Below are 2,284 nucleotides of genomic sequence, written 5' to 3'. Positions count from 1 at the left end.
GTGCGGGTCACGCAGTGTCGGGAGCATGTCCGCTGCTTCTCAGATGGGGTGTTCCCACGACGAGACGGATGGTGAACCCTTCGTCGGCGGTGTCGAGCGAGTCGAAAAGGCACACCGGAAGATCATGCTGGGTGGGCGGTGGACGGTGACCGCGAGGTCGGCCTACCGACCGAGAAAGCGCTGGTCATTCCTGAAGGAGCGGGGCCGGTCAACCCCCTGTTCTTGCTTGGTGATCTTTCTTCTTGTGGTTCTCCGCCTGCCTTGATCATTCACGGGGGTTGCAGGTTCAGGTACCGCCCGTGCGTTGGTGATCTTCGCCTCCTGTTCTGATCTTGATCCGGGTGGGTCGTCAGCGGTCGTCAGGCCGGGGCGCCCGGTGTCGCTCGGGCGGGCGCCGGTTCCACGGGCCGGGCGGGTGGCGGGTCGGGGGCAGGGCGGGCTTCGGGCCCGGGTCAGGTCGGTGCCGGTAGCGCGAAGACGGCCAGGAAGCAGGCTTCGAGTTCCCTGGCCCAGGGCCAGCTCTGCGGAATCTTGATCTTTCGTTTGCGTTGTCCGCGGACCAGTCGGGCGGCGGTGTGCAGCAGCCGGTAGCGCAGGGTCTTGGGTTCGGCCCGGGCCAGGGGCCCGTCCAGGCACAGCAGCCGCAGCCAGCACAGCAGGTCACAGCCGATGGTCGCGGCCACGCACCAGGCCTGGTTCAGCTCGAACGACTTCGACGGCAAGTGGCCGATACCGGTGTTCTTCCCCGTCCGGATGCGATCCTCGACCCGAGCATGCGGTCGGTGACGGGCCTCGAGGAACTGGGCGTGCCCGGTCGGGGTGTTGGTCGCGATCAGCTGGTAGCGCCAGCCGTCGGCTTCTTCCATCAGCGACAGCTGCGCCCCGGACGAGGGCCGTTCCCGACGGCACATGATCCGCATGTCGGTCGGCCAGGTGGCCAGCCGGTCCCCACCGACCGAGCGGCGCAGCAGCCCGGTCAACTCGGCCACCCCGGCGTCGTCGGGGTCGCGGGGTCTGCCGCGGTGATCTAGGACCTGGTCCCAGTCGGAGTCGGCGAGCTGGCCGATCGCGGTGCGGCCGCGGTGGTCCAGGTCGAACCCGACCGAGTAGTGCACCCGCCGACCGGGGGCGGTGTTCAGCGTGGTGATATGGCCGACCAGGTCCAGGGTGGCCCCGGCACCATCGCAGGTGATCAGCATGTTCCGGCGGTACCGCGGCGGGATCTGGGCGATCGCCTCGTCCACGACCTCGGTGTGGTCGACCGCGGTGTTGGAGCCGGCGTTGCCCGGGCGCAGCCGCAACACCAACGACTCGCCGGTGTTGTCACACCACGCGGTCAACGGGTGATGACCCCAAGTGCCCTTGAACGTCCCCGCCGCCTGCGCCTTGTCGCTGTGCGCGATCTGGATCGTGGCATCCAGCCGGATCACGATCGTCTCCCCGAGGTCCCGGTCGCCCACCCGCGAGGGCGGGATCCCCCCGTGCCGGGCGGCGATCAGGTCCCACACGTGGCGGCGGACCCTCGCTCGGGCGGCGGTGATCCGGTCACGCTGCTGCGGGCCGATCTCTTCCAGCGCCCGCCACAGCGTCGGGTCCGAGGCCACCGACCCGAGCAGCTCGTGCTGGTCCCGTAGGACCGCCAGGTCGGACATCACCCGGCCGCCGTCGGCGATCAGCACCGCGGTGTCGGCCAGCACCCGGCCGCGGTCGTGTACCGGGGTGAACCCGCGCCGGTACAGGGCCTTGGACAGCGCCCCGGTCAGCCCGGTCCGGTCGGCCAGCATCCGCACCGCCGCGGACCCGGTGTGCGACACGACCCCGTGCCCGCCGACTTCAACGGTCAGATCCCGCGACCACGCGGTAAGCTCGCCCACCTGAAAGGTGCTCCTTGGTTTTCGGTAGAACTGGGCTTCAGACACCCTCATTCTCCCAGGTCAGGAGCACCTTTCTCCGTTCCGACACACGTCCCGGCAAGATCGCCATGAATTGTCAGGGCCGAGTTCGAGCCGGCGCGGAAGATCTTAGCTGGCGCACACTGGAACTCGCGATTGACACGAACAGTGGCTCTTCCCATGTCTTCCTGCGTCAGGCACAATCTACACGTGAGCGCCCCTGACATACCCTTCCCATCTGTCCAACACTGGTTCGAGGCCCGTACTTGGCAGCGTCCGACTTGGAGCACCGAGGCGCTTTGCCACATCAAAGGCGGACGGAGGGTGGCAGTAGTAATACCAACCCTCAACGAGGAGCGAACTGTCGGCGCAATCGTAAAGACGCTCCTACC

General features: G+C 67.9%; 1 protein-coding gene. It reads right to left on the bottom strand.

Features of this window, described 5'->3' with window-relative positions; all coding sequences use genetic code 11:
* Positions 1–452 precede the first annotated feature (452 nt).
* Positions 453–1,874 carry an IS1380 family transposase gene (locus tag VF468_27190; protein ID HEX5881973.1) on the bottom strand — a complete coding sequence of 474 codons (1,422 nt, stop codon included), beginning with the start codon at positions 1,872–1,874 and terminating at the stop codon, positions 453–455.
* Positions 1,875–2,284 lie beyond the last annotated feature (410 nt).

It is taken from the genome of Actinomycetota bacterium (assembly GCA_036280995.1).
Taxonomy (GTDB): Bacteria; Actinomycetota; CALGFH01; order CALGFH01; family CALGFH01; genus CALGFH01.
Note: the sequence above shows the minus strand (reverse complement) of the source record. Positions and strands in the feature narration are given on the sequence as shown.